We start from the raw sequence: 24,613 nt of genomic DNA, 5'->3' as shown, positions 1-24,613 counted from the left end.
GTATTACTGCTATTTTAATCCTATTAAATGTTAAAGATTAGTGTATATAATTATAACTTCCTGGATTTGTGATTGTTCTATATGATTTAACATTAAATCCACCGTTCCAGTTCATTTCAGAAACTGTAAGTGTACCATTACTATTTACCTTTTCAACAACACCTACATGCCCATATCCTCCAGCACCATTAGTACCTGGATTAGATTGGAATACTGCTCCTGCAACTGGAGTATTGTTTACTGTGAAACCTGCATTTCTAGCGCTGGTAGCCCAGTCAGCAGCATTACCCCAAAGGCTACCAATTGGTTTGCCTAATTCAGCACGTCTATTAAATGCATAATAAGTACAATTACCAAATGCATATAAGTTCCCAGAATTACTTATTGAATGTAAACCATTTGAACCTTCATACGATGGTTCTGCTGTATATTGTACTTGAGGTGCTGATACTTGTGGCACATTATTATATTGTGTACTTGCTGATGGAATTGGTTCTTCAGCTTCGAATTGATTAGAGCTATATGATGTATTTTGAACTTGGTTTGCTAATCCTGTTGGCGATACTACAATAATATCTCCAGGGAAAATTAATGGTGTTACTCCAGGATTAAGTTTATACAATTCGTCTAAAGTAATATCATGATCTAAAGCGATTTGATACAACGTATCACCTGATTTGACGATATATTGGCTCGTGCTGTCAGCTTCAACTGCTGCTACATTCTGAGATGCATTAACATTAGATATAGATGTTTGTTCTTGAGCGTCTGCAACATTACTTAATGCAATAAATGCAGCTGCTGATGATAATGATACTAAAAACGTCTTCTTCATTAATATGTCATTCCTTTGTTGTAAATTCTAATTTGATGAATTTAATATACCACAATATTATTTTAAAATGAGTAATGTTAAATTGATGTAATATAATATTTATACACAATAATATAAACTTGCCATATATATTTCATTACAAATTCATTAGTATCAGTCATCCCATTAATTTTTTAGGCTATTTTTACACCTAGTCAAAATATTACTGAGTAATATTACAAACTACTAATTGCATAGAGTTATTTAGTTATAGTCTTTTTCAAATATACGTATTTGCGTTATTAAAATGGATTTCAAAACATTTAACTACTACATACTTAAAAAATTATAAATTAAAAAGGCGCTTATCACGTAAGCACCTTTCAAAATATTATTCCAATTGTTGCCTATTTAACTTATAACTTATTTATCCATTTGCCATCTTAAATACGATTCAATAAATGGACCAATATCTCCATCCATTACAGCATCTACTTTACCAGTTTCTTCATTGGTACGATGATCTTTTACCATTGAATAAGGATGGAATACATATGAACGAATTTGACTTCCCCATCCTATTTCTTTTTGTTCTCCACGAATTTCTGCCATTTCTTGTGCTTGTTCCTCTAATTTAAGTTGATATAATTTTGATTTCAACATTTTCATAGCTGCTTCACGGTTTTTAATTTGTGAACGTTCATTTTGGTTATTAACAACAATACCAGTAGGATGGTGGGTAATTCTAATTGCTGATTCTGTTTTATTAATATGTTGTCCACCTGCACCAGATGCTCTAAATGTATCAACTGTAATGTCATCAGAATTAATTTCGATTTCAATTTCATCGTTATCAAAGTCTGGAATAACGTCACAAGATGCGAATGATGTATGACGTCGACCTGACGAATCAAAAGGTGAAATTCTAACTAACCTATGCACACCTTTTTCAGCTTTTAAATAACCATAAGCGTTATGACCTTTAATTAATAATGTCACACTTTTCACTCCTGCTTCATCACCAGGTAAATAGTCAACTGTTTCTACTTTGAAACCACTCTGTTCACAATAGCGTTGGTACATTCTTAATAACATACTCACCCAATCTTGTGATTCAGTGCCACCTGCGCCAGGATGTAGCTCTAAAATAGCATTATTCGCATCATATGGACCGTCTAACAGTAATTGTAATTCGAAACGATCAATATCTTCTTTAAATGCAACGACGTCATTTTCTAATTCTTGTTTCAAGTCTTCGTCATAATCTTCTTGTAAAAGTTCAACAGTTGCTGACATATCTTCAACAGCTTCGTCTAATTTATAATAACTATTAACGATAGATTTCAAAGCGTTATTTTTATCTATAATATCTTGTGCTTTATTTTGATTGTCCCAAAAATTAGGTTCAGTCATCATTTCTTCATATTCCTGTATATTAGTCTCTTTATTTTCTAAGTCAAAGAGACCCCCTAATTTGACTTAAATTGTCTTGATACGAATCTATATTTCGTTTGATTTCTGATAATTCCATAATGTCTCTCCTATTTCACTTGTAGTTTGATTTATTGTTTTAACATAAATATTATTTTTAATTAATCTTAAATAAACAGATCCATCATTTTTATACATTTATATTCTATCATATTCAAGATTAAGTGCAGTGTATGATAAATAAACGTGTCATCAAAGAGATGAATGCTTGCTAACAGCATTTAACTCTTCTTTAAACTCCGTTTTTTTAAATTCTACAAAAAGTGAAAGCCTGAGACAATTATGCCCCAGGCTATCAAATATTATTGTCATTGTTTTACACAAAATTATGCTTGACCATGGCAATTTTTATATTTCTTGCCACTTCCACAAGGACAAGGGTCATTACGACCTATTTCTTCACCTTTAACTATAGGTTTTTGTTTAACTTTTTCTTTACCATCTTCAGCTGATGCATGTTTTGCTTCACCAAAATCAGTTGTTTTATCACGTTCAATGTCATCTTCAACTTGTACTACTGATTTCAAAATAAATTTACATGTATCTTCTTCGATATTTTGCATCATTATATCAAATAATTCATGTCCTTCATTTTGATAATCACGTAATGGATTTTGTTGTGCATATGAACGTAAATGAATACCTTGACGTAATTGATCCATTGTATCAATGTGATCTGTCCAATGACTGTCAATTGAACGTAATAAAATCATTCGTTCGAATTCGTTCATTTGATCGCCAAGTGTTTCTTTTTGTTCAGCATAAGCTTTTTCAATTTTAGCCCATACCACTTCGAAAATATCTTCAGAATCTTTACCTTTAATTTCTGATTCTTTTAATTCGCCTTCTTGTAAGAAAACATCATTTATATAGTTAATAAATGGTTGATAATCTAAGTTTTCTTCTTCTTCGTTAATATGATAGTTAATGCCTCGTTGTAATGTTGAACGTAACATTGCATCTACAACTTGTGAGCTATCTTCGTTATCAATGATATCGTTTCTTTCTTTATAAATAATCTCACGTTGTTTACGTAACACTTCATCATATTCTAGGATACGTTTACGTGCATCAAAGTTATTACCTTCAACACGTTTTTGTGCGGATTCTACAGCTCTTGAAACCATTTTAGATTCAATAGGTGTAGAATCATCCATACCTAGTCGGTTCATCATTTTTTGTAAACGTTCTGAACCAAAACGTACCATTAGTTCATCTTGTAGTGAAAGATAGAATCGGCTATCACCATTATCACCTTGACGACCAGAACGACCACGTAATTGGTCATCAATACGTCGTGATTCATGACGTTCTGTACCTATAACCGCTAAACCACCGATTTCTTCAACGCCGTCACCTAGTTTAATATCTGTACCACGACCTGCCATGTTTGTGGCAATCGTTACAGCGCCTTTTTGACCTGCTCCTGCTACGATTTCTGCTTCACGTTCATGGTTTTTAGCGTTTAAAACGTCGTGTCGAACGCCTCGTTTTTTCAATAAGTTTGAAATATATTCTGACGTTTCAACAGCTACAGTACCTAATAGAACTGGTTGACCTTTTTTGTGTTTTTCAACTACATCTTCTACAACTGCATCAAATTTACCTTTTTGACTAATATAAATTAAGTCTGATTTATCAACACGTTGAACTGGTTTATTAGTAGGAATTTGAGTTACTGTCATATTATATATATTTCTGAACTCTTCTTCTTCTGTTTTAGCTGTACCAGTCATACCAGCTAATTTATTGTACATTCTGAAATAGTTTTGGAATGTGATAGATGCCATTGTCTTAGATTCATTTTGAATTTGAACGCCTTCTTTAGCTTCTATCGCTTGGTGTAAACCTTCAGAGAAACGTCTACCAGGCATTGTACGACCTGTGAATTGGTCTACGATAAGTACTTCTCCATCAACAACCATATAGTCAACGTCACGTTGTAACGTAACATGAGCTCTTAATGCTGTTGTAATGTGACTAATAATATCTACGTTTTGTACATCATATAGATTATCAATTTTGAACATACGTTCAGCTTTGTCGGCACCCTGTTCTGTTAAGTTTACAGATTTAGTTTTTTCATCATATTTATAATCTTCATCCGCTTTAAGCATTTTGGCGAATACATTTGCTTGAGTATATAAAGATGTTGATTTTTCAGCTTCCCCAGAAATAATTAATGGTGTTCTTGCTTCATCAATTAAAATAGAATCGACCTCATCGATGATAGCAAAATGAAGTGGTCGCATTACACGTTCTTCAGCATAATTTACCATGTTATCTCTTAAATAATCAAAGCCTAATTCATTATTAGTACTATATGTGATGTCTTGAGCGTATGCTTCACGTTTTTCTGTCGTTGTTTTACTGTTTAAGTTTAAACCAACTGTTAAACCTAGGAACTCATACAATTCAGCCATTTCTTGACTTTGGAAACTAGATAAGTATTCATTGACAGTGATAACATGCACACCACGACCTGCTAATGCATTTAAATATGTAGGCATTGTTGCAGTTAATGTTTTACCTTCCCCAGTTCTCATTTCGGCAATATCACCATTATGAATCGCAATACCACCCATTACCTGAACTTTGTAAGGAATCATATTAAATACACGTTTTGAACCTTCTCTTACAAGCGCATATGCTTCAGGTAATATTTTATCTAAATAATCATTTTGTTTTTTTACATCTTCAATTTTAGAAAGTTCTTCTTGAAATTCTTTCGTTTTATTACGTATCTCTTCATCAGTTAAAATAGCTGTATCTTCTTCTAATGCGAGTACTTTGTCAGCTAATTTACCTAGTTTTTTCGTTTCTTTTTTATTGCCGTCAACAATTTTTGATAAAAATCCCATTCTGTTCGCTCCTTTAGCTAAAAAACTGTTTGGCTTTCAACAATTTATCTTACCATTTATACATTTAGAATTATACTTAAATACTCATTCGGATATCTAATTATCCTTTATCAATGACGTAAATATTTTTTGTCTTTAAGGCTTACATACTTTACGCTATTTTCTTCATAAATTCAAACATCTAAATTTTAGTTAGCATGATGCTATGTTTATGTTGAATCTAATGAATTGTCAACAAGTTAATTCTAACATGTTACTATGTATTATTTCTCGTCTCAAATAAATAAACTTCGCATAAATTACGAAATTTATTATACGGTATATGAAATTCGTTATTTTCAATAATGGTTAACGTTGTATGATATGTGAGACTATATATAAATAAGCTTTATTTACCCTCTATTAAACCATAAATTTTCATTCATTAATCTATCAAGTAGCTTTAAATATAAAAAGGAAGTGAGAAGGAATTCCTATATGAATCCCTAATCTCACTCCCCCATATCTATCTGTCCATTTAATTATAAAAACAAATTTGCTTATTTCAATTAAGATAAGCTTTATCTAAGTTTTATTGTTCAGATGTTTCGATTAAACCGTATTTTCCATCTTTTCTACGATATACAATACTAGTGCCATCTGTTTCACGATCAGTAAAGATATAGAAATCATGACCTAGTAAGTTCATTTGTAAAACTGCTTCTTCAGAATCCATTGGTTTTAAACTAAATTGTTTAGAACGGATGATTTCAATATCATTGTCTGTACTTTCTTCTGCGCCACTAATTTCTTCAGGTGGTGCTTCTTGAACTTCAGCAACAAATACTTCTTGATCACCACGATCACGGTGCTTACGATTTACACGAGTTTTATATTTTCTAACTTGACGTTCAAGTTTATTCGTAATTAAATCAACACCTGCATATAAATCATCGTGTCTTTCTTCAGCTCTTAAAGTAACATCTTTAAGAGGGATTGTTACTTCAACTTTAGTAGTTGAATTTGAATAAGTTTTAACTTTAACGTGTGCAACTGCATTTGGCACATTATTAAAGTAACGCTCTAACTTACCAATTTTTTCCTCAATATAGTTGCGAATTGCATCTGTGATAGTGAGGTTATCTCCATGAATTTCAAATCTAATCATAGTCAATCTCTCCTTTAACCTCTTATATTGGTAATGCTTAATTATATTTTACCACGTCGCACTTATCTTGCAAACGCAAACACATTGAATTTTCTGACATTTAATTCAGATAATTTACACATTCTATGGTTAATAGTTAATCCTGTTGTATAAATATCATCTATGAGTAATATTGCTTTATTAGTTAAATCAACTTCTTCATTAATATAAAATGGATTACTTTCCTTTATGCGTAATCTTTTATTTAAGTTTGCTTGTTTAGGTCTTAATTTCATTGACAATATATTATCGTAAGTCACATTTTTAGCTTTTAATACTTCTACAACTGGATTAAAAGTTCTCATTATATTACGTTCATGGGGAGATGGTATAGGAATGATATAATCATAATCCACTTTTGGTACGTTAATCATTTCAGCAATGACCTTACTTAAATATTGATCTTTCAAGAATTTATATTGATGTATCATATCTTTCATAATTCCTTCGTATTTATAATCACATATTAATTGGTAATCAATATTAAAATGTTGTTTTAAAAATAAGCAATCCTCACAATTTTGTTCATCTTTATCTAAAGCTTTTAAACAGCGGGTACACCTTTTAAATTCGTCTTTTAAACTTATTCTCTGCCACAATTCAGAACACTTTTCACATATAACACTTGGAGGTTTATAAAAATTAATAATCGTTATAGCTTCGTTGATTGGATTTAAACATTGTAAACATCGTTGCATTTATATATCTAGCCAGCCTTTCCTAATAGCTAATTTATTCATGTCTTTAATATCCTTCTTTGCTAAAATCATTGCCATTGATACACCATTATGCAAATAAATTACTTTTCCTGTTGGCGCTTGTTTCTTTCTTCCTACACGACCTGCTATCTGAATCAATGCCTCCTTTGAAAATTGATCCGCTTCTGTAACGACTACATCTAATTTTTCCATGGTGAACCCTCTTTCGAGAATGGTTGTTGTGAAAACTATTGGATGCTTACCTTCTCTTAGGGAATTAACCTTTTCAAACCGCTCATCATCTTCGCTATGAATATAGATTAAATTTGGAATATGTGATTGATAGTGCTCATAGGCTTCAATCATGCTATTAATATGATTGAAAAATACTAATGTATAACGTTGGCATTGTATTTGTTCTATCAGAATATTTAATAACTTAAATTGAATTTTTCGAGAGTTGAATTTTAAATATTGGAAAATTGGAACTGGTAAAGGTTGTCTATGAAATCTTGCAGGCAGTTTAATTACATTGTCTTTTTCTATGGAAGATAATAGTTTTCTCGGTGGTGTTGCTGTCATGAAAATTTGACATGCTGAATGTTTAGAGGCTGAATGAATCACACTAATTAGATCATCGTCCATAGAAAGCGGAAAAGCATCTACTTCATCAATAATAATGATGTCAAAATGATTTTTAAATCTATATAATTGATGCACGGTTGAAATGATAAAATGTCCATCAAATTGTTGTGGTGAATTTTGGTGTAACACATCTATGTTTTCTTGAGAAAAAGCATCTTTAATACGTTGACTTATTTCTACAACTACATCAACTCGTGGTGATATAATGGCTATGTTATCACCTTTATTTCTAGCTACTTTTATACCTTCGAAAATCATTTCTGTCTTTCCTGCTCCGGTTACTGCATAAAGCAGTATCTTTCTTTTCTCTTTTATAGCATCTACAATTTGTTTTGAAGCATAGTTTTGTTGTTCAGAAAGATTGAAGTCTAATTGATAATTACATTCTGAAACTTTTTGTTTACTCTGCAATATTCTATAATCAGTCTGACTATCCATACGACCTAATTGAATACATTTTCTACAATAAACAATTTCCTTCTCATTATAATCAGAATAGTAACTATGAAAATATATTTGTTTATTCGTTTCACATTGAACACAATGCCATCGATTATTTTTCAATATGACGCCTTTACTTATATTTGCGATCTGTTCATTAGTTAATGTCACATCTGGTTGAATGATTTTTCCATATTGTAATATTTTATTTTCCTCCAAAATAAAAAGACATACTAGATTGTTGATGTACAATCCAATATGTCCTCTATAAATATTAATCAAGTCTTACTTTACGGGCAGTGTAACCTAAACCTAATCCACCTGAACCTAAATGGGCAGCGATTACCGGTCCGAATTCTGAATAAGCAACTTGACTATGTGATGGTGCATTTTCTTTAACAGAGTCTAGTAATGCTTTACCATCTTCAGTCTTATCACCATTAATCACAAATATCGTTACTTCATCAAAGTCCTTAACTTGGTTTAACACTTTTTCTTCTAATGCTTTAAGTGCTCTTTTTTTCGTACGTACCTTCTCTTCAGGGACTATCTTACCGTCATCAAATTTAAGTACTGGTTTCATTTTTAACAATGTACCTACCCAAGCTTGTGCACCTGTGATTCGTCCGCTTTTTTGTAGATTTTTTAAATCATCTACTATTAAATAAGCGCCTGTATGTTCTCTCATATCTGTTAATTCTGCTATGATATCATTTGGCTTATAACCTTGTTCCACCATTTCAATTGCACGTAATACGTAACAACCTTCCATCATAGCCGCAAGCTTACTATCAAATGCATATACATTAATGCCTTCTACTATTTCACCAGCTTGCTTACCAGATTGATAGCTCCCACTAATTCCACTAGATAAGAATACAACTATTACATCTGTATAGCCTTTATCTCTTAAGTTTTCATATCGTTGAATCCATTCACCTACAGCAGGTTGACTTGTAGTAGGTATTGTCGCAGACGTTGCCATTTTTTCATAAAAACGATCAATATCTACATCTGTACTTTCTGTATAGCTTACACCATCATCAAACGTCACACTTAATGGTGCAACTGGAATATCATATTTATCGATTAAATTTTGAGATAGATAGCTAGTAGAATCAGTCATTACAGCAATCTTCATAGTAGTCCTCCTCAATTATACTCATAGTAATAATACAATATTTTATCAAAAAAAGAAATTGCCATTTAAACATTTTATTTTAAGTATTTACAGAGTGTATAATACTAATATGAAAATTATAGATTTGGAAGTGAAACGATGTCAAAACCAATCATCACTGTAAAAAAAGAACATACATTTGAAAATGTTATTAATAAATCACGTTTTATTGCTCATATTAAACCGGTGACTTCTGAAGAAGAAGCTAAATCATTTATCAATGAAGTTAAAACTCAACATAAAGATGCAACGCATAATTGTTCAGCCTATACAGTAGGTCCTGAAATGAATATTCAAAAAGCAAACGACGACGGTGAACCAAGTGGCACAGCAGGTGTACCGATGTTAGAAATATTAAAAAAACTAGATATTCATGATGCTTGTGTTGTTGTCACTCGTTACTTTGGTGGAATTAAACTCGGTGGTGGCGGACTTATTAGAGCATATAGTGGTGCTGTCCGAGATGTGATTTACGACATTGGCCGTGTAGAATTGAGATCAGCTATACCAGTGACAGTCACTTTAAGTTACGATCAAACTGGCAAATTTGAATACGAATTAGAATCAACTACTTTTATGCTTAGAAATCAAAGCTATACTGACAAAGTAAGTTATGAAATAGATGTAGTTCAAACAGAGTACGATAAGTTTATCGAGTTCTTAAATAAAACAACCGCTGGGAATTATGAAATCCAAACTGAAGATAGCAAAATGCTACCTTTCGATATCTCTACAGACTAAAAAAAGCTATCAAAAAAACGACATGCATTTATTAATAGTAAATGCTCATATGTCATTTTTTGATAGCTTTATCTCGTTTAGTGATCATGTTTTTCTTCGTATTGATGTTGCGGACGATTATCTCTTTTAGTAATGAGTTTTAATATTGGTTTATAATTATCATCAATTAAACCAGTAAATTCAACAATAAGTTCAATAGTTAATAGAATTAAAATAAACATCATTAAAGCACCGAGTGGTTGTGATAGATAAAGTATAATACTTGATAAACTAAATAATATCGCAATTGAATAAATTAATAGTACAGTTTGGCGATGAGTATAACCAAGTTCTAATAATTTATGATGCAAATGGGATTTATCTGCTTGCATAATATGTTGACCTTTTTTCATTCGGCGTATCATAGCAAAAATTGTGTCTATAAACGGTACCGCTAAAATAACGATTGGGAAAAATAAAGCTATAAATGTAATATTTTTAAAACCTAACAATGATACAAATCCAATTATAAATCCTATCATCAGTGCCCCACTGTCACCTAAAAATATTTTAGCTGGGTGAGAATTATAGAATAAGAAACCTAATAATGATCCGATTAATACACAACAAATCATTATAATAAAAACATTCGCCTGTAAAATTGCAATAAATGCTATTGTCATCAAAGCAATCGCTGACACGCCAGATGCTAATCCGTCTAAACCATCGATTAAATTAATCGCATTAGTTATAGCTACAATCCAAATCACTGTTATAGGAATACTTAAAATACCGAAATGAATCGTTGGTCCCATTGGTAGTGAAATAAAATCGACTGTGACTCCATAAAACGCAACAACTAAAGCTGCTATGATTTGGCCAGCTAATTTTAAGTATGGTTTTAAATCATAAATATCATCAATTAATCCAACAACGTACATTAAAATAGCGCCAATGACTAATGGTTTTACTTCTCTTTCAATTGGATGTCCGAGCCACATTCCAACTAAAAATGAAAATAAAATAACCGTACCACCCATTACTGAAATTGGCTTTGTATGTACTTTACGAAAGTTGGGTTTATCTACTAAATTTAATTTCTTAGATATCGCAATAATAATGGGGGTTATTATTAAACTGACTATCATAGTAAATGCAATAAGTAATAATGTATACATCAGTTCACCTTCATCAAATTTAAGTTAGTTTCTATCATTAAAGAAAAATATTAAGAAATCCAACCATTTTACTTCCTTTATTTATTATAAATTAAAATATCCTTCGTATTTCTACATTTTCATTAAACGTTACCTTTTATACTTAAAAGCGCTTATTTCTAATTATATATTATACACGTATTGTTGGAATCAGTATTCCATATAAACAATTCCCTTGTAAAAATAGTTATTAGACTTACAAAACATCCCATATAATAACAATATTAATACTATGTATTATCTACAATGAAACAAAAAATCTCTTACGACGAAACTCATTTTTTTCATCATATCACTTAAATTTATATTTTAACATTAATCTCTATTATGTATAGGAAAATTTTAGTCTGACTAATGACAAATTGTAAGTTTTCACTTACAATAACTATTGGTCAATAAAGGAGTCGGTAAAACTATGTTTGAAGCAATTATATATAATATTTCAGTCATGGTTGCAGGTATTTATTTATTTCATAGACTGCAATACTCTGAAAATAAAAGAATGGTCTTTTCAAAAGAATATGTCACTGTTTTAATGACGCTTGTAGCACTATTATTAGCTGCTTATCCTATACCATTCCGTTTAGAATACTTAGTACATTTAACATTTGTTCCTTTATTATTTTTAGGGCGTTATACCAATATGATTTATACACTTACTTCTGCTATTATTGTAGCACTAGTAGATGTGCTTATTTTCGATAATTCAATTATCTATGGTATTACTCTAATTGTTATTGCTGGTGTCGTTAGTGCTGTAGGTCCATTTTTGAAACAAAACGACATCGTATCTTTACTTATTTTAAATACGATTAGTATTATCATCTTATTTATTTTAGCTTTATTTAGTCCGATATATGATTTGATTGAGATTGCTATCTTAATTCCTATTTCATTTATCATTACAATTGCCTCTGCAATTACTTTCGTAGACATATGGCATTTCTTCTCATTAGTTAATCGTTATGAAAACGAAGATAAATATGATTATTTAACTGGACTTGGAAATGTTAAAGAATTTGATAGACATTTAAATCAATTATCAAAATATACTGAAGAACATAAAGAAAGTTTAGGTTTATTACTTATTGATATTGATGGTTTTAAAGATGTTAATGATACATATACTCACCAAGCAGGTGACGCTGTATTAAAACAAATGTCTCAATTACTAAAAAATTATGTTCCCAAACAATTTTCAATTTTTAGAAATGGTGGAGAAGAATTTTCAGTTGTCATTAATGATTACACATTAGATCAAAGTGTAAAACTCGCTGAAAACATTAGACAAGGTGTAGAAAAATCGTCATTCCATTTACCTAATAAGGAAGTCATCAAACTTTCAGTCTCTATCGGTGTAGGATATTTAACGAGAGATGATCGTAAATCTCAAAGACGCGTATTTAAAGATGCAGATGACATGGTCCATGTCGCGAAAAGCGAAGGTAGAAATAAGGTAATGTTTAATCCAATTATCAAATTATAATGACCTATTTTTAAACGGTAGTCATAACCTAGGAAATAAATTCCAACATTAGAAGCAAAAAGAAGACAACTAAATTAAGTCTTCTTTTTGCTTTTATTTTTATTCTCCCCTTCTACTTTCTTCATTACATAATCTTTTCAATCTGCCTTCCTCTATTGAAAGTTGTTAGCGCAAGTTGTACACTTCAATTATTCATATCAATAAATTAACTAGGAGGTGGTTGTTCATGTCTGACTCAATCACTATCATTGATGAAAATAAAGTGATTGATGTTGTATTGATTGCTGGAAGAATATTACTTGAAGCGGGTGCTGAAACATACCGAGTTGAAGATACAATGAATAGAATTGCACATAGCTATGGCTTATATGATACATATAGTTTTGTAACTTCTACCGCTATCATTTTTTCATTAAATGATCGAACAAGTACAAGACTGATACGAATCAGAGAGAGAACGACAGATTTGGAAAAAATAGCTTTAACAAATAGCTTATCTCGTAAAATTTCTAACAATCAACTTACAATAGATGAAGCTAAGTCTGAATTAATCCACCTTAGAAGTGCTTCGTTGCAATATTCTTTTTTAATTAATTTATTTGCAGCAGCCATTGCATGCGGATTTTTCTTATTTATGTTTGGTGGTGTCGCATCAGATTGTTGGATAGCTGCGATAGCTGGAGGCGCTGCATTTTTAACCTTTAGTCTAGTTCAACGTTATATCCAAATTAAATTTTTCTCAGAATTTGTTGCTGCTTCAGTCGTTATATCAATAGCAGTTGCAAGTTCTAAAATTGGCTTAGCGACCAATCAAAATATTATTACTATTGCTAGTGTAATGCCTCTTGTGCCTGGTATTCTAATTACCAACGCAATTCGAGATTTGCTTGCAGGAGAACTATTAGCAGGTATGTCTAGAGGTGTTGAAGCAGCATTAACTGCATTTGCTATTGGTGCCGGTGTTGCAATTGTATTACTAATTTTTTAAGAGAGGCTGTTCATATTGTTATTTTATTTATTTCACTTTACAATCAGTTTCATTTCCACAGTCCTATTCTCCATCATTTTTAATGCGCCTCGTCGACTATTGTTAGCTTGTGGGTTTGTCGGTGCGGTAGCGTGGACTATTTATCAATTCACTGTAGACATGCAATTTGGTAAAGTAGGTGCTTCCTTTTTAGGTAGCTTAATATTAGGATTATTAAGCCATACGATGAGTAGACGTTACAAAAGACCTGTTATCATTTTCATTGTTCCTGGAATTATCCCACTTGTACCTGGTGGCGCAGCTTATGAAGCTACACGTTATTTAGTTTCAAATAATTATACAAATGCAGTAAATACTTTTTTAGAAGTTACACTAATATCTGGTGCGATTTCATTTGGTATTCTTGTTGCAGAAATTATCTATTATATCTACACACGTATCAAACAGTATTATGGTAAGATTAAAGGTAAATCTTATAAGAAATCTTATAATATGAATAACAGAGTTTAAGGGGATGTCTAACATGAAAGAACAAATAATTGATAGATTAACAAGATATGTAAAAATTGATACACAATCAGATCCAAATTCTAATGTTACGCCTTCTACAACTAAACAATGGGATTTACTAAATCTATTGGAGAAAGAATTAAAAGATTTGGGCCTTGAAACAGATATGGATGATCATGGTTATCTGTTTGCTACATTAGAAAGCAACATAGATGCGGACGTACCAACTGTTGGATTTTTAGCACATGTTGATACATCACCTGACTTTAATGCGACTGGTGTTAATCCGCAAATCATTGAAAAATATGATGGAAAATCAATTCAACTAGGACAAACAAACCGAATTTTAGATACTAAAGTCTTCCCTGAACTTAAACATGTCATCGGTGATACGCTAATGATTACTGATGGTACATCATTATTAGGTGCTGACGATAAAGCCGGTGTAGTTGAAATTATGGAAGGTCTAATATACCTTATTGAACATCCCGAAATTAAACATGGTAAAATACGTGTTGGCTTTACTCCAGATGAAGAAATTGGTCGCGGTCCTCATCAATTTGATGTTGAACGTTTTAATGCTGATTTCGCATATACAATGGATGGTAGTCAACTTGGTGAGCTACAATACGAGAGCTTTAATGCTGCAGCAGCTACTATTACTTGTCATGGTGTGAACGTACATCCTGGTTCTGCCAAAAATGCTATGATTAATGCCATTTCACTTGGACAACAATTTAATAGTTTGTTACCTCCAAATGAAGTTCCTGAACGTACTGAAGGTTATCAAGGTTTCTATCATTTAATGAACTTTGAAGGTAACGTTGAAAAAGCAACATTACAATATATTATTCGAGATCATGATAAAAAGAAATTCGATTTACGTAAAAAACGACTTATGGAAATTCGTGATGATATTAACTCACATTTCGAAAATTATCCTGTTAAAGTCGATGTTGAAGATCAATACTATAATATGGCTGAAAAAATAAAACCACATCAACATATTATTGATATTCCAACTAAAGTATTCAATCAATTAGATATTAAACCAAATACCGATCCAATTCGCGGTGGTACAGATGGTTCACAACTTTCATTTATGGGCTTACCAACACCAAATATTTTTACAGGTTGTGGCAATTTCCATGGTCCTTATGAATATGCTTCTATTAATGTAATGGAAAAAGCTATCCACGTTATGGTAGGTATAGCTGAAGAAGTAGCCAATTCAAATAAATAAATACAATAATAAACACGCCTTGATTGTCTTATACAAAATGACAACCAAGGCGTGTTATTTAGTTTATTTTATTGATTAACATCAAATTGTGTTTTTAATAGTTTTAATGCTTGAACAGTATAATGTCTAATTTGAATACCCATTTTAAAATCAGTGTAAGTTTCAGGCATGTCGATAAATGTATTAAACATTGCCGTCACACCTTTACCTTCGAATAAATCAAATTTATCGTCAGTAGCACAAATAGCAATTGATGTTTTATTATGCTTTTCGGTTAAATCTGCAATACGTAATGTCGTAGTTTCCAACAATTGGTCTCGTTCATTTAACCCTTCACCGAAAATAATTAAATCTGCTTGTTGTACCAAATCTTCTAAATGTGTAATTTGATCTACAAGCTCATGACTAGTTAAAATTTCTGCTTGATATAATCCTTTTAATACTGCAGCAATACCGCCACCAGCACCACCACGCTCGATAGGTCCAATCGTCACTTTTAACTCACTTTTAAATAATTCACTAAAATACCATACTAAATTATCTATTTCTGCTGCTTCATTTTGAGTCATCCCTAGCGTAGAATACATTTGCATAATTTCACTTTGCTTACCATATAATCTACTAGAAAAATCTGACATCACTTGAATATTAGCTTCAGCTAATTTCGGATGAATTTCTGAAAAATCTAAGCGTCTAATATATTTAATGACATGGGCACCTTTTGTCACATCAACAATATTTGCTTCATCATCATAGAATTTAGCACCTAAGGCTTGTAACATCCCTGCTCCACCATCGAAACTGCCAATTCCACCTAATGAAATAATAATATGTTTAGCATCGTTGTCTAGTGCTGCGTTTAATATTTCTCCTAAACCATAACTAGTTCTTTGTTGAATTGGTTTTTGACCTTTTAAAAATAAATTACCTTCTATAATTGTCATTCCACTATCAGTTTGACCATATATTGCCTCTACTTCATTCATATCTGCATCGTGAGCGGCAACTCGATATTTACTACCAGACTGCCATAAAAATACAGAATCCATTAATTCATGGCGGCCATTAAATAATGGCACTTGCACTATATCTGCCTTTTCAATTTGACTAGCAACCGCTTCTTCTACATATCTATTTGCTTGATAACTAGAAATAATACCATTAAATTCATCCATGGCTACTAAAACTTTCATCGCCTTAACCACCTTGTTTTATATATAGTGTTACTTATTAAAATCATTTATATGATGTTTTAAATATAATTTATAGATTCATCGTATAATTAATATTTTACACTAACATATTATACATATGAATGCTGCGTATTTCACAATAAAAGCTATTACAAATTATATTAAAACAATTACATTTTGAATATTGATTTATTATATCCTATTCACTAGCAAACCATAAATGATAAACCATATTTCGTTTTAATAACTAAAAAAGTCATTTCACTACTACATCATAGTAATAAAATGACTTTTATCTTTTAAATGAACACAAAATTAGTTAAAATTTACGTTCATCACTCAATTATTTGTTCACTTATCTGAAAAAATTATTCTTCTGCTTGAGCTAATGATGAAACATTGATATCACTATGTGAAGCATTCCATTTCATTTCACCATTGACGAAGTAAAATGCTTGTGGTGATTCATGTTTTACATTTGTTTTTTCAGCAATATAGTCCGATAACTTACGCTCCTGCTGTACTATTAAATAGTAACCATCCATATCGCGTTCATATAAAAATTTATTAAACTGATCATACGCATTTGCAGAAATTGGACAAGTTTCGCTATGTTTTAAAACAAATAAATATTTATTTTCATTTAGCACTTGTTCAAACTGGTCAATTGAACTCAGCTTTATAGCCATTCTATTCACCTCTAAAAGTATTTATCACATTTTCTGAGCATATGCGTGATATTCATATCCCGAAAATAATATCAGTGGGTACAATTATACACATTTTACTTAGCAATGTTAACCATGGTTATTTAATTTATTTAATTCTAATCAAAATTAATTGTTTTTTTGTTTTACCTTTTTTAATTTCGAATTAAATTCCTTATCTTTCTTATCTATATCTTTACCCTCTTTTGGCAACTTATCGACATCTATTTTAGATATTTTTTCACCAACTTCTATAGTATCAATACGAGTATCATAATAATTCTCTAAACTATAGTACATTTCAATCGCGTTCTTACGGGCATTATCGACATTTGTATCAGAAATATTAGTTTGATTTATATCTTTAATTTGTTTCTCAATTAAAGGAGAAATATGATTTTCAATTGCTTTTTTGGCTGTTTTTGCATCACTTGTAGACGTATCTAAATATTTTTTGGCAGTTTGTTTTAAATCTTTATTATTACTTTCTAATTTTGATGTTAATTGATTTGCATCTTCTTTATTAGAAGCATTATTTATTTTCTTTTCAACTTGAGAGCGGTTCTTCTCAAATAATTTAGTATAATCTAAAATATCTTCATTATCTTTGATTGAATCGTTACACAAGTCTACAAAATCTTTCAAATCATATATTGAACTTTTTTTATCTTTAACAGTTTTAAGATACTCAGATTTTAACTCTTTAACCTCTTTTGTTTCAGCAGGCAATTGTTTTGCAGATTTTTCGTATTCTTTAAATGCAGGTATTAATTGTTGATCAATATCATCTTGAAGTTTAATAAACTCTTTTCTGTTTTTATCAGTAGTGTCTGTTTTACTTAAATGATCTAATTCTTTAAGATTTATTTTTTTCATAACTTTTTTTAATTTATCTTGTTTATGATTCACTTCATCTAATTTGCTTTCAAAATGATTTAAATCTGAATTAGTTTTATTACTACATGCTGTTAACGAGATAATAATGAGGAAAATCACTGGGATAAGTATTATTTTTTTCATATTTGCACCCCTTACCATAGAACATTATACAGAAACGTATTTATTAAGAAAATAAATTATGTTATAGTATCTCAGACTTTATAGCTTACCAATTTATAACAAAGGAGTAAAACCATGTACGGGCATGTTCAACCTCTCATTAAATATCAAGCAGATGACCATTACAACCATTTATATCAAGAAACAAGCGCTCTATTGTATAATTTACTAGATTCACCAATTAAATATACACAGCATATTGGTGGAACGAAGCATTTTAATTATGAGACTGAACCCATACTTGATTTGCTTATCGGTGTAGATAATTTACATGATATTACATCATTAGATGAAAAGCGTCTCAATTATGCTGGATTTTATCGATTACATCACGCTTATAAAAAGAAAGTAATGATGGCAAAGTTTAATAATCTTAGAGAATTAAAGCAAGAAGTTCGTTTACACATCGTTCAATTAAACACTCAATTATTTGAACAATATCAAACTGTCGATCACATATTAAATAATAATATAGATATCGCAAATGAATTCGCTCAAAAAAAGAAACAATTATTAAACAATGTTGAATCAATAAGAACGTATGAAAGCCAAAAGCAATCTATATTTGAAAATATATACAAACAATATGGTCACTTAAAATAAAGAGAAACATATAATCTACCAATCATTATATAAATTTATATTTACGATATTAAAAATCTCATTATAAATGTTCAACATATCATAATTATATAGCATATAAATCAAAATAAAATAATAATGTATTATACACATCTTAGTCGGTTTACTTTGCGTATAATATCTTCTTATTTCGCAAATAGCAAATAAAATTGATATAATAATAATATTAGTATTGAATAAAGAAAGGACGTACGGATAGTGAATAAAAACGATATATTAAAAGGTTTGCAAGAAATTATTCCAAACGACATTATTGAAGTAGATGAACCTTTAAAAAAATACACTTACACTGAAACTGGCGGTAAAGCTGATTTTTATCTTTCACCTACTAAAAATGAGGAAGTACAAGCGATTGTTAAATATGCAAACCAAAATAATATTCCAGTCACTTATTTAGGAAATGGTTCGAATATTATTATCCGAGAAGGCGGCATTAGAGGTATTGTATTGAGCCTATTATCATTAAAGCATATTGATGTGTCAGATGATGCAATTATCGCGGGTAGCGGTGCAGCCATTATTGATGTTTCACGTGTAGCAAGAGACTACGCACTAACTGGTTTAGAATTTGCATGCGGCATACCAGGATCAATTGGCGGTGCAGTATTTATGAATGCTGGCGCTTATGGTGGCGAAGTGAAAGATTGTATTGACTATGCACTATGTGTTAATGAAAATGGTGATTTACTTAAATTAACAACTCAAGAATTAGAACTAGATTACAGAAATAGTATCGTACAGAAAAAACATCTCGTAGTTTTAGAAGCTGCATTTACATTAGAACCTGGTAACTTAAAAGAAATTCAAGCTAAAATGGACGATTTAACTGAACGCCGTGAAACTAAACAACCACTTGAATATCCATCATGTGGAAGTGTCTTCCAAAGACCACCAGGCCATTTTGCTGGTAAATTAATTCAAGATTCTAATCTACAAGGTCATCGTATTGGTGGCGTTGAAGTTTCAACTAAACATGCTGGATTTATGGTTAATGTAGATAAAGGTACAGCGACAGATTATGAAGATTTAATCCATCATGTTCAAAAAACAGTTAAAGATAAATTTGATGTTGAATTAAATACAGAGGTACGTATTATAGGAGAACATCCGGACGCAGATTAATTGGTTATAGGAGGTTTGTTTCTTTGCCGAAAGTTTACGGTTCAATTGTTGATAATGAAACAAGATGCATACATTATCAGTCATTTTTGGATATTATAGCAATTAAATTCAAATGCTGTAATAAATATTATCCTTGTTATCAATGTCACAACGACCATGAGACACATCCTATCAAACGCTGGAGTGAAGATGAATTTAACGAGTATGCCATTATGTGTGGTGTCTGTAAAAATGAAATGACAATCAACGAATACATGATGGTTGAATCTTGTCCGAAATGTCAATCTCACTTTAATCATAGATGTAAATTCCATTACCATCTTTATTTCGAAGTTTAATAATTTAAAATGATAAAAGCGCTAATGGCTCTCACAATGAGGCTATTAGCGCTTATTATTTATTATTTTACAACTTCTTCTAATTCATCAATTTGTTTCATAGTAGTAGTTGTTGAACCAGAAGCAAAATACCATAATTTAGGATCAAGTTCATAAATTTTATGATCTTTAACGGCTTTTACGTTTTTCAATACATCATTATTTAATGTTTTCTTAGCAGTCGCATTATTAGAAACAACTTGTCCTCTATCCATTGCTAAAATCACATCTGGATTTTCTTTATTAATATATTCGTTATTAACATTTTGACCATGTGGTCCTTTAGTTACATGTTTATCGACTGGTTTAAATCCAAGTGTATCAAATACTAAACCACCAAAACGAGATCCTGGACCAAATGTAGATAATTCACCTTCATTGACTAATAAATACATTACTTTTTTATCAAATTTAGATGTTTTATCTTTCATTGCATCAACTTTTTTATCTAGTTTCTTAGTTAATGATTTCGCTTTATCTTCTTTATCGTAAATTTTACCTAATTTTTCTGTATTTTCTTTCATAGATTTTAGATAATGTTTATCATCTGTACCCATGTAAACAATTTTAGCTTTAGGTGCTGCTTTTTTAAATTCATCTAAATTTTTCTGATTAGCTGTTCTACCTGAAATAAAAATCACTTCTGGTTTTGCTTCAGCAACTTTATCGAAATTAACTTGTTTTAGGTTACCAGTATTTAAATATTTATCAGATTTAAAATCATCTAAGAAATCTGGTAATGATTTACCGCCTTCACCTTTAGGTAAAGCTTTTACTTTACTAGAAAGACCCATTTCTTTTAAATCGTTTAAAGCACCGTAATCTAATACGACAGCATTTTTAGGATTTTTAGGTACTTCCACTGTTTCTTTTACCTTTTTAGCATCGCTACCGTCTTTTTCTTTTCCTTGTGCTTCATAATTATTTTCGATTTTAACAGTGTCTTTTGAACCACTTTTTTCAGATTTAGAATCAGAATCATCGTTGTTAGAGTTGTTACCACACGCTGCTAAAACTAATACTAAAGATAATAATAAGACTAAAATAGATTTTTTCATTATGTAATAACTCCTTTTTAATTTTATCGATTGGCTGAGAGGAACGTGTTTGAATAGATTGATTTATCCATATACTATAAGCATCACTCCTTTAAAGGTCTAATAAAACTAGTGTTAATTCAATATCAATTCATCATAATATAGACAAATACGTTGACCATTTACATTTTCAACTTTGACATCCATTTCATATAATTCTCTTAATACATTGCTTTGAATAACAGTTTGATTACTACCAGAACGAACAAGTTCACCATTTTTTAAAGCAATAATATTATCTGAATAACAGGATGCAAAATTAATATCATGTAATACAATAACGATTGTTTTATTTAATGTTTTTGCTAATGTACGCAAAGTTTGCATAATTTGTACTGAATGTTTCATATCTAGATTATTTAGTGGTTCATCTAATAAAATGTATTCAGTATTTTGTGCGATCGTCATCGCTATATAAGCGCGTTGACGTTGTCCTCCTGACAATGTTTTGATATTTCTATCCTTTATTTCATTTAACTGTAATAAATCTAAGGCATATTGTACTTGTTCTTTATCTTCTTGTTTTAAGTGTCCTTTGCAATAAGGAAATCTTCCAAAATTAACTAATTGTTCAACAGTAATATTCATTTCAGTATGATTAGTTTGTTTTAATATTGAAATTTTTTTAGCTAATTCATCTGTTTTGTAATCATCCATATACTTATCTTCAATTTTGACAGTGCCACTATCAATCTGAATCAACTTTGTGATTGTTGATAATAAAGTACTTTTTCCTGCACCGTTTGGACCAATAAGTGATGTGATTTTTCCTTTTTCAATATCAACATTAATATCTTTTAAAATTTTCTTCTTCTGAATGGATTTATTTAAACTTTGAATTTGGATCAATTGGCATTTCTCCCTCTAACTAATAAGTATATAAAGTAACTTCCACCTATAAGGTCAATAATTATACTTACTTCAGTAGTCGCTTCAAAAAGATGTTCAACAACCCATTGCGCTATAAATAAACTTATCCAACTAAAACATAATGTAGCAGGTAGTATATATTTATGCTCATAAGTCTTGATAAATTCATGTGCTAAATTGACAGTTAATAGTCCTAAAAATGTAATTGGACCTACTAAAGCTGTTGAAACAGATACTAAAACAGCAACAACAATGAGAAATAATCTTGTTACTTTTTCATAATTGACGCCTAAATTAATTGCTTGTTCTCTACCGAGCAATAAGACATCTAAATATGGAAGTGAGATAATAGTAATGACGATTAACACGGCTAATACGATAGCTGAAAATCCAACAAGTTTTGAATTAGAAGCGTCAAAGTTAGCAAACATTGTACTTTGAACAGCTAAAAATGATTCTGGATCCATAACTAATTGGATAAAACCTGTAATACTTCTAAAAAATGTTCCAAGTACGACACCAACTAAAAGTATGAAATAAACAGAAAAATGGCCTATTTTAAATAAAACTTGGAATAAGAAAAGCGCAAATAATACCATTGCTAATAATGTAATGACAAAATTAATATAAACATTAGTAACTAATGTGGATTGAGTTCCTAATATAAAAACAGGTAAAATTTTCACAAATAAGTATACGGAATCAAGACCAATGATTGATGGTGTCAGTAACCGATTTGTCGTAATAGCTTGGAAAATAACAACGGAAGTACCTATAGCACCGCCAACTAAAATAATTAATATGAATTTTCTTAAACGACTTTGGATTTGATAATCAAATATTTCAAAATCAATACCTAACAATAAATATAAAACACCTATAATTAGTGTGATTAAGGTTAGTAACAATACTTTCTTATTGTGTTTAGTTAGCATAATTACCCCTACCTTTCATCAATAAGATAAGGAATATAATAGTTCCAAACACACCTATAGTTAAACCGATGTTAATTTCGTATGGGTACACGATTAGTCGACCTATAATGTCTGAAAACAGCACAAAGACCACACCTAACATCATTGTATGAGGTAAAGCATGTTTTAAATGGTCTCCTCTATAAATTGAAATGATATTAGGAACAATTAACCCTAGAAATGGTAATGTACCAACAGTGACAACAACAAGCGCAGTAATTGTTGCAGTTATAAATAAAGCGATGTTAATTATTTTTTCATAGTTAACTCCTAAGTTATGGCTGAAGTCTTTGCCCATACCCGCAATCGTAAAATGGTTCGCAAATATATATGTAATTATTAAAAACGGAATACTTAAATATAATACTTCGTAACGACCACTAGTAATAATGGCAAAATTACCATTCAACCAATTACCTATGCTTTGAACTGCATTTGTACGTAACGCAATAAATGTCGTAAAACTAGAAACTATGCCACCAAGCATAATACCTAACAACGGAATAAAGATGACATCTTTTACCTTAATAAGTTGAACTAATTTAACAAAGAAATAAGTTCCAACTACACTGCATATAACAGCAAAAATTAATTTGATAAGTATATGTCCTTTAGGAAAGAAAATTAAAGATAATAAAATACCTAATTTTGCCCATTCCATCGTACCTGCTGTCGTTGGACTTACAAATTTATTTTGCATCATTTGTTGCATAATTAAACCAGCGATACCCAATGTACTACCTGATATGAGAATACTAACTGTTCGAGGAATACGACTCGATAAAATAATATTTAATTGGTCGCTGTTAAGATGGAAAATATCAGTAATCGATATTTGGCTAACACCAACAAATAAAGAAAGAACCGTAAACGCAACGAGAAAGATGAGTAAAACATATCCCTTAAGTAAAAACTTCATAACACTTTCTCCTTGAATAGTAATTCTTATTATTTCTGACGATAATGATAATCGTTATCATTTAAAATGTTACAGAATTTATTGGTAATATTCAATAGGTTTTCGAAAAATATTGCTGTAAATTTGATTAATTTTAATATTTAAGTTAAAAACATAAAAAAAGTCTTAATTTT

At 30.6% G+C, this 24,613-nt stretch carries 23 protein-coding genes; 8 read left to right on the top strand and 15 right to left on the bottom strand.

The genetic code is table 11. From position 1 onward, the window contains the following. Nucleotides 1–37: 37 nt before the first annotated feature. The 7 genes from CD121_RS03685 to fakB1 all read right to left on the bottom strand — a co-directional run bounded on the left by CD121_RS03685 (nucleotide 38) and on the right by fakB1 (nucleotide 9,277). A complete protein-coding gene (locus CD121_RS03685; RefSeq protein WP_070452471.1) occupies nucleotides 38–835 on the bottom strand; it encodes a COG3942 and LysM peptidoglycan-binding domain-containing protein in 798 nt (265 codons plus the stop codon). 402 nt (nucleotides 836–1,237) lie between these two features. Beyond that, nucleotides 1,238–2,345, bottom strand: a protein-coding gene (gene prfB / locus CD121_RS03680; protein WP_126567467.1) for a peptide chain release factor 2 whose coding sequence is annotated in 2 segments (ribosomal slippage) — nucleotides 1,238–2,272 and nucleotides 2,274–2,345 — 1,107 coding nt in all. Because the reading frame shifts where the segments join, the coding sequence is not laid out codon by codon here. A 286-nt stretch (nucleotides 2,346–2,631) separates the two neighbouring features. Continuing rightward, the gene (gene secA, locus CD121_RS03675) at nucleotides 2,632–5,166 is read right to left on the bottom strand and encodes a preprotein translocase subunit SecA (RefSeq protein ID WP_029056486.1); all 2,535 of its coding nucleotides are present in this window, start codon (nucleotides 5,164–5,166) and stop codon (nucleotides 2,632–2,634) included. A gap of 571 nt (nucleotides 5,167–5,737) precedes the next feature. Continuing rightward, nucleotides 5,738–6,313 (bottom strand): ribosome hibernation-promoting factor, HPF/YfiA family, encoded by a 576-nt coding sequence (gene hpf, locus CD121_RS03670; RefSeq protein WP_017638181.1) that lies wholly within the window; start codon nucleotides 6,311–6,313, stop codon nucleotides 5,738–5,740. A gap of 62 nt (nucleotides 6,314–6,375) precedes the next feature. Then, entirely contained in the window at nucleotides 6,376–7,050 is a 675-nt protein-coding gene (locus tag CD121_RS03665) for a ComF family protein (protein ID WP_126567466.1), read from the bottom strand. Then, nucleotides 7,051–8,355: a DEAD/DEAH box helicase family protein gene (locus CD121_RS03660; RefSeq protein WP_246456618.1), complete on the bottom strand. Its 1,305-nt coding sequence runs from the start codon at nucleotides 8,353–8,355 to the stop codon at nucleotides 7,051–7,053. It abuts the gene before it with no gap. A 55-nt stretch (nucleotides 8,356–8,410) separates the two neighbouring features. Then, nucleotides 8,411–9,277: a fatty acid kinase binding subunit FakB1 gene (gene fakB1 / locus CD121_RS03655; protein ID WP_017638184.1), complete on the bottom strand. Its 867-nt coding sequence runs from the start codon at nucleotides 9,275–9,277 to the stop codon at nucleotides 8,411–8,413. Nucleotides 9,278–9,415: 138 nt separating this feature from the next. Here fakB1 and CD121_RS03650 point away from each other — a divergent pair, with 138 nt between their 5' ends. Then, nucleotides 9,416–10,057, top strand: a complete 642-nt coding sequence (locus tag CD121_RS03650) for a YigZ family protein (protein WP_017638185.1) — start codon at nucleotides 9,416–9,418, stop codon at nucleotides 10,055–10,057. Between the two features lie 77 nt (nucleotides 10,058–10,134). Here CD121_RS03650 and CD121_RS03645 read toward each other — a convergent pair whose 3' ends face one another. Beyond that, nucleotides 10,135–11,214: a glycosyltransferase family 4 protein gene (locus CD121_RS03645; protein WP_017638186.1), complete on the bottom strand. Its 1,080-nt coding sequence runs from the start codon at nucleotides 11,212–11,214 to the stop codon at nucleotides 10,135–10,137. Nucleotides 11,215–11,668: 454 nt separating this feature from the next. Between CD121_RS03645 and gdpS the strand changes: the two genes are divergently transcribed. The 4 genes from gdpS to pepT all read left to right on the top strand — a co-directional run bounded on the left by gdpS (nucleotide 11,669) and on the right by pepT (nucleotide 15,480). Next, on the top strand, nucleotides 11,669–12,739 hold the full coding sequence (gene gdpS, locus CD121_RS03640) for a GGDEF domain-containing protein GdpS (RefSeq protein WP_029056481.1): 1,071 nt from the start codon (nucleotides 11,669–11,671) through the stop codon (nucleotides 12,737–12,739). 226 nt (nucleotides 12,740–12,965) lie between these two features. Further along, nucleotides 12,966–13,727: a threonine/serine exporter family protein gene (locus tag CD121_RS03635; RefSeq protein WP_017636809.1), complete on the top strand. Its 762-nt coding sequence runs from the start codon at nucleotides 12,966–12,968 to the stop codon at nucleotides 13,725–13,727. A gap of 15 nt (nucleotides 13,728–13,742) precedes the next feature. After that, nucleotides 13,743–14,237 (top strand): threonine/serine exporter family protein, encoded by a 495-nt coding sequence (locus tag CD121_RS03630; protein ID WP_017636808.1) that lies wholly within the window; start codon nucleotides 13,743–13,745, stop codon nucleotides 14,235–14,237. Between the two features lie 13 nt (nucleotides 14,238–14,250). After that, nucleotides 14,251–15,480, top strand: coding sequence for a peptidase T (gene pepT, locus CD121_RS03625; protein WP_126567464.1), 1,230 nt, complete (start codon nucleotides 14,251–14,253; stop codon nucleotides 15,478–15,480). 68 nt (nucleotides 15,481–15,548) lie between these two features. Here pepT and CD121_RS03620 read toward each other — a convergent pair whose 3' ends face one another. The 3 genes from CD121_RS03620 to CD121_RS03610 all read right to left on the bottom strand — a co-directional run bounded on the left by CD121_RS03620 (nucleotide 15,549) and on the right by CD121_RS03610 (nucleotide 18,400). Beyond that, nucleotides 15,549–16,673: a glycerate kinase gene (locus CD121_RS03620; protein WP_029056479.1), complete on the bottom strand. Its 1,125-nt coding sequence runs from the start codon at nucleotides 16,671–16,673 to the stop codon at nucleotides 15,549–15,551. 368 nt (nucleotides 16,674–17,041) lie between these two features. Beyond that, a complete protein-coding gene (gene ytxJ / locus CD121_RS03615) occupies nucleotides 17,042–17,362 on the bottom strand; it encodes a bacillithiol system redox-active protein YtxJ (RefSeq protein ID WP_017636805.1) in 321 nt (106 codons plus the stop codon). 147 nt (nucleotides 17,363–17,509) lie between these two features. Further along, nucleotides 17,510–18,400 (bottom strand): EMYY motif lipoprotein, encoded by an 891-nt coding sequence (locus tag CD121_RS03610; RefSeq protein ID WP_046466459.1) that lies wholly within the window; start codon nucleotides 18,398–18,400, stop codon nucleotides 17,510–17,512. A 114-nt stretch (nucleotides 18,401–18,514) separates the two neighbouring features. On the opposite strand from CD121_RS03610, the gene CD121_RS03605 reads away from it, so the two are divergent. The 3 genes from CD121_RS03605 to CD121_RS03595 all read left to right on the top strand — a co-directional run bounded on the left by CD121_RS03605 (nucleotide 18,515) and on the right by CD121_RS03595 (nucleotide 20,541). Further along, complete coding sequence (locus CD121_RS03605) at nucleotides 18,515–19,042, top strand: GrpB family protein (RefSeq protein WP_108000013.1); 528 nt, start codon at nucleotides 18,515–18,517, stop codon at nucleotides 19,040–19,042. Between the two features lie 234 nt (nucleotides 19,043–19,276). After that, on the top strand, nucleotides 19,277–20,203 hold the full coding sequence (gene murB, locus CD121_RS03600) for a UDP-N-acetylmuramate dehydrogenase (protein WP_026083472.1): 927 nt from the start codon (nucleotides 19,277–19,279) through the stop codon (nucleotides 20,201–20,203). 23 nt (nucleotides 20,204–20,226) lie between these two features. Next, nucleotides 20,227–20,541 carry a CHY zinc finger protein gene (locus CD121_RS03595; protein WP_017637108.1) on the top strand — a complete coding sequence of 105 codons (315 nt, stop codon included), beginning with the start codon at nucleotides 20,227–20,229 and terminating at the stop codon, nucleotides 20,539–20,541. A gap of 62 nt (nucleotides 20,542–20,603) precedes the next feature. On the opposite strand, the gene CD121_RS03590 is transcribed toward CD121_RS03595, so the two are convergent. The 4 genes from CD121_RS03590 to CD121_RS03575 form a co-directional block, all read right to left on the bottom strand. After that, nucleotides 20,604–21,638 carry a ferrated catecholamine ABC transporter substrate-binding lipoprotein SstD gene (locus tag CD121_RS03590; protein ID WP_119622726.1) on the bottom strand — a complete coding sequence of 345 codons (1,035 nt, stop codon included), beginning with the start codon at nucleotides 21,636–21,638 and terminating at the stop codon, nucleotides 20,604–20,606. A 114-nt stretch (nucleotides 21,639–21,752) separates the two neighbouring features. Further along, complete coding sequence (locus CD121_RS03585; protein ID WP_046466457.1) at nucleotides 21,753–22,526, bottom strand: iron ABC transporter ATP-binding protein; 774 nt, start codon at nucleotides 22,524–22,526, stop codon at nucleotides 21,753–21,755. Further along, a complete protein-coding gene (locus CD121_RS03580) occupies nucleotides 22,523–23,482 on the bottom strand; it encodes an iron chelate uptake ABC transporter family permease subunit (RefSeq protein WP_126567463.1) in 960 nt (319 codons plus the stop codon). Before CD121_RS03580 ends, CD121_RS03585 begins: the two co-directional genes overlap by 4 nt. Then, complete coding sequence (locus tag CD121_RS03575) at nucleotides 23,472–24,440, bottom strand: ABC transporter permease (protein ID WP_126567462.1); 969 nt, start codon at nucleotides 24,438–24,440, stop codon at nucleotides 23,472–23,474. The genes CD121_RS03580 and CD121_RS03575 overlap by 11 nt, the downstream gene beginning before the upstream one ends. Between the last annotated feature and the right edge of the window lie 173 nt (nucleotides 24,441–24,613).

Origin of the sequence: Staphylococcus pasteuri, assembly GCF_003970495.1 — a bacterium.
Lineage (GTDB): Bacteria > Bacillota > Bacilli > Staphylococcales > Staphylococcaceae > Staphylococcus > Staphylococcus pasteuri.
Note: the sequence above shows the minus strand (reverse complement) of the source record. Positions and strands in the feature narration are given on the sequence as shown.

Bases quoted from the DNA above. Each gene is read 5' to 3' on its own strand.
- CD121_RS03685 (WP_070452471.1), bottom strand. From the start codon at position 835: ATGAAGAAGACGTTTTTAGTATCATTATCATCAGCAGCTGCATTTATT.
- secA (WP_029056486.1), bottom strand. From the start codon at position 5,166: ATGGGATTTTTATCAAAAATTGTTGACGGCAATAAAAAAGAAACGAAA.
- hpf (WP_017638181.1), bottom strand. From the start codon at position 6,313: ATGATTAGATTTGAAATTCATGGAGATAACCTCACTATCACAGATGCA.
- CD121_RS03665 (WP_126567466.1), bottom strand. From the start codon at position 7,050: ATGCAACGATGTTTACAATGTTTAAATCCAATCAACGAAGCTATAACG.
- fakB1 (WP_017638184.1), bottom strand. From the start codon at position 9,277: ATGAAGATTGCTGTAATGACTGATTCTACTAGCTATCTATCTCAAAAT.
- CD121_RS03650 (WP_017638185.1), top strand. From the start codon at position 9,416: ATGTCAAAACCAATCATCACTGTAAAAAAAGAACATACATTTGAAAAT.
- CD121_RS03645 (WP_017638186.1), bottom strand. From the start codon at position 11,214: ATGTATACATTATTACTTATTGCATTTACTATGATAGTCAGTTTAATA.
- gdpS (WP_029056481.1), top strand. From the start codon at position 11,669: ATGTTTGAAGCAATTATATATAATATTTCAGTCATGGTTGCAGGTATT.
- CD121_RS03635 (WP_017636809.1), top strand. From the start codon at position 12,966: ATGTCTGACTCAATCACTATCATTGATGAAAATAAAGTGATTGATGTT.
- pepT (WP_126567464.1), top strand. From the start codon at position 14,251: ATGAAAGAACAAATAATTGATAGATTAACAAGATATGTAAAAATTGAT.
- CD121_RS03620 (WP_029056479.1), bottom strand. From the start codon at position 16,673: ATGAAAGTTTTAGTAGCCATGGATGAATTTAATGGTATTATTTCTAGT.
- ytxJ (WP_017636805.1), bottom strand. From the start codon at position 17,362: ATGGCTATAAAGCTGAGTTCAATTGACCAGTTTGAACAAGTGCTAAAT.
- CD121_RS03610 (WP_046466459.1), bottom strand. From the start codon at position 18,400: ATGAAAAAAATAATACTTATCCCAGTGATTTTCCTCATTATTATCTCG.
- CD121_RS03605 (WP_108000013.1), top strand. From the start codon at position 18,515: ATGTACGGGCATGTTCAACCTCTCATTAAATATCAAGCAGATGACCAT.
- CD121_RS03590 (WP_119622726.1), bottom strand. From the start codon at position 21,638: ATGAAAAAATCTATTTTAGTCTTATTATTATCTTTAGTATTAGTTTTA.
- CD121_RS03580 (WP_126567463.1), bottom strand. From the start codon at position 23,482: ATGCTAACTAAACACAATAAGAAAGTATTGTTACTAACCTTAATCACA.
- CD121_RS03575 (WP_126567462.1), bottom strand. From the start codon at position 24,440: ATGAAGTTTTTACTTAAGGGATATGTTTTACTCATCTTTCTCGTTGCG.